The organism is Streptosporangium fragile (genome assembly GCF_039534445.1).
GTDB lineage: Bacteria > Actinomycetota > Actinomycetes > Streptosporangiales > Streptosporangiaceae > Streptosporangium > Streptosporangium fragile.
The window spans coordinates 1-1173 of the sequence record NZ_BAAAVI010000170.1 but is presented as its reverse complement, the minus strand read 5'-3'; the positions used below and the strand labels follow the sequence as shown (position 1 = coordinate 1173).

1 protein-coding gene is annotated in these 1173 nt (G+C 68.7%); it reads left to right on the top strand.

The window, feature by feature from the left end; all coding sequences use genetic code 11:
• Positions 1 to 1173 (top strand): IS3 family transposase gene (locus tag ABD841_RS40470; RefSeq protein ID WP_344982388.1). Its coding sequence is split into 2 segments (ribosomal slippage), with 1174 coding nucleotides annotated over them: positions 1 to 281 and positions 281 to 1173; the frame shifts between segments, so codons are not numbered across the junction. This gene is flagged as partial in the annotation.

The following is a 1173-nucleotide window of genomic DNA, read 5'->3' as shown; positions in this document are numbered from 1 at the left end:
GGACGCCGTCGCGTTGTACCTGTCTGATCCGGCGCGGACGTACGCGTCGGTGGCCCGGGACTTGGGGATCAACCGCGAGACGCTGCGCCTGTGGGTCAAGGAGGCCCGCGCGAACGGCACGGCCGGGGCGAAGAAGGCGGGCCCGGTCAAGCGGCTGGCGCGGGGCCCGCTATCGTCCGACGACGTGCTGGAAGAGGAGAACAAGCAGCTCAAGGCCCGGATCCGGGAGCTGGAGCTGGAGCGCGACATCCTGCGCCGGGCGGCGAAATATTTCGCCGGAGAGACGAACTGGTGAGCCGCTTCGAGTTCGTTGACGACCATCGGGACGCCTTCGGCGTGAAGCGGCTGTGCCGGATCTTGAAGGTGTCCCGCTCGGGGTTCTACCGGTGGCGCAAGGCCGCTCCAGCCCGGGCGGAGCGGGCCGCGGCCGATGCCGCGCTGGCGGAGGAGATCAAGCAGATCCACGATGCGTTCGACGGCACCTACGGCAGTCCACGCGTCACCGCTGAGCTGCGGGCCCGGGGGCGCAGGGTCAACCACAAGCGGGTCGCACGAGTGATGCGCCGTTCCGGCATCGTCGGGCTGCACCTGCGCAAGAAGGTGCGCACCACGGTGCCCGAGCCATCGCATCACAAGGTGCCCGACTTGATCCAGCGGGACTTCACCGCACCGGCCCCGAACCGGCGCTACGTCGGCGACATCACGTACCTGCCCGTCGGCGATGGCCGGTTCCTCTATCTGGCGACCGTGCTGGATCTGGGCTCACGCCGATTGGCGGGCTGGTCGATCGCCGACCACATGCGCACCAAGCTGGTGACCGACGCGCTGCGGGCCGCCGCCGCGATCCGGGGCAGCCTGGACGGCGCGATCTTCCACTCCGATCACGGAGCCCAGTACACCTCGGCCGAGTTCGCCAAGGTCTGTGCCGAACTCGGCGTACACCAATCCATGGGAGCCGTCGGCACCAGCGCCGACAACGCCGCCGCGGAGGCGTTCAACGCCAGCCTCAAACGCGAGACGCTGCAGGGCGCCAAGCGCTGGCCCTCGGCACGTGAGGCCCGCCTGGCCGTCTTCAAGTGGATCACCCGCTACAACACCCGAAGAAGACATTCCGCCCTCGGCTACCTCAGCCCGAATGACTACGAGCAGCAGACCGTCGATAGGGTGCTGCTC